Origin of the sequence: Herbiconiux daphne, from assembly GCF_024979295.1 — a bacterium.
Lineage (GTDB): Bacteria > Actinomycetota > Actinomycetes > Actinomycetales > Microbacteriaceae > Herbiconiux > Herbiconiux daphnes.
Map to the genome: position 1 here is coordinate 1 of NZ_JANLCJ010000263.1, position 828 is coordinate 828.

The window sequence follows — 828 nt, forward strand, 5'->3', positions numbered from 1 at the left end:
CACTGTGGGGCAGTGGAAAATATCGTTGCCGGGGTGATAGTAACGGGGATTACGATTACTTGACTAACGATCTATTTCATGATCAAGATAACGGAATATTTCACAACAGGATCTAAGACCATGCTTAATTTAGGCAATTATGATTTAGTCAATTATCTGATCTCTAAATCGAACATGAAAAATAATACATTGACACTTAGCCCAGATGGTGAAAATGCTATAGTTTTTAAAACAGATAAAATTGTTATCTATTGGTCGATCCTATTAAAAATTAACACTAACACTTTTACGGTGCGCTGGGTTTATTTAACTCCTGAGTTAGATTTTATTGGTGAAGGTGCAATTATCTATGATACAATCAAGACTGTTCTGGAGCACTTACTCCATGAGATTAACAAATAACTGAGGTTGCCAAAATGTTTACACTTAACGTATTCGTAGTTAAAGCAGTAACGAAAGAGGGGAAAGCTACAGAAACCCCTTTCCAGTCAAAGACTAAAGCCGAAGATGAAATGGCTACTTTGCAGCGTTACGGTATTGAATGTTCCGTTAAACAGTATAAAATGGAAGTCCAACAGGTTCCGGGTACTGAGCTTGTCGAAGTTCAGCCCCGCAAAAAATCTTCGTCCGACGCTTCCGAAGCTGACAACAACGAAGAATAATTGTCATGCTGTACCGGGAATAATCCCACAAGAAAACTGTAACGCTAATTAAGAGAGAAACGAAAATGGCTCCTAAAACTAAACTCGATCCTAAAGCTAAATTTAACGCGCTGGCTAACGCAAAACACATTTTCTTGACGTGCGCGTGCGGTTGCTCTCCCCGGGT

2 protein-coding genes are annotated in these 828 nt (G+C 39.3%); both read left to right on the forward strand.

The genetic code is table 11. From position 1 onward, the window contains the following. Positions 1–78 precede the first annotated feature (78 nt). A complete protein-coding gene (locus N1032_RS24515) occupies positions 79–402 on the forward strand; it encodes a hypothetical protein (protein WP_259543125.1) in 324 nt (107 codons plus the stop codon). Between the two features lie 14 nt (positions 403–416). Continuing rightward, on the forward strand, positions 417–662 hold the full coding sequence (locus N1032_RS24520) for a hypothetical protein (protein WP_259543126.1): 246 nt from the start codon (positions 417–419) through the stop codon (positions 660–662). Positions 663–828 lie beyond the last annotated feature (166 nt).

What these genes read in the sequence shown, in the direction of transcription:
- N1032_RS24520 (WP_259543126.1), top strand. Translation starts at nt 417, where the DNA reads ATGTTTACACTTAACGTATTCGTAGTTAAAGCAGTAACGAAAGAGGGG.
- N1032_RS24515 (WP_259543125.1), top strand. Translation starts at nt 79, where the DNA reads ATGATCAAGATAACGGAATATTTCACAACAGGATCTAAGACCATGCTT.